We start from the raw sequence: 448 nt of genomic DNA, 5'->3' as shown, positions 1-448 counted from the left end.
ACGTCGCCGCGCTCGACCAGCAGCGGCGCCAGCAGGCGCGCGATCTTGCCGTGCCCGCCCACCACGACGACGCGCATCAGGACCGCCCGCCCGTCACGAGGATCCGGTCGCCGGTGACGTAGCTGGACTCCTGCGACGCGAGGAAGACGTACGCGGGCGCGAGCTCGGCGGGCTGGCCCGCTCGGCCCAGCGGCGTGTCGGCGCCGAAGTCCTCGACCTTGTCGGCGTTCATCGTCGCGGGGATGAGCGGCGTCCAGATGGGCCCCGGGCACACGGCGTTGACGCGGATCCCGTCCTCGGCGAGCTGCGCCGCGAGGCCCTTCGTGAAGTTGACGATCGCGGCCTTGGTCGACGCGTAGTCGAGCAGGCCCGGGCTCGGGTCGAACGCCTGGATCGAGGACGTGTTGACGATCGTCGCGCCCGCCGACAGGTGCGGCAGCGCGGCCTG

The 448-nt window shown here is 73.0% G+C and carries 1 protein-coding gene; it reads right to left on the bottom strand.

Translation table 11 applies throughout. The features are described 5' to 3' along the window. Window positions 1–76 precede the first annotated feature (76 nt). On the bottom strand, window positions 77–448 hold a 372-nt coding region (locus tag G3I71_RS47560), incomplete at its 5' end, for an SDR family oxidoreductase (protein WP_164325175.1).

Source organism: Streptomyces sp. SID12501 (assembly GCF_010550245.1).
In the GTDB taxonomy this organism is placed as follows: Bacteria; Actinomycetota; Actinomycetes; order Streptomycetales; family Streptomycetaceae; genus Streptomyces.
Note: the sequence above shows the minus strand (reverse complement) of the source record. Positions and strands in the feature narration are given on the sequence as shown.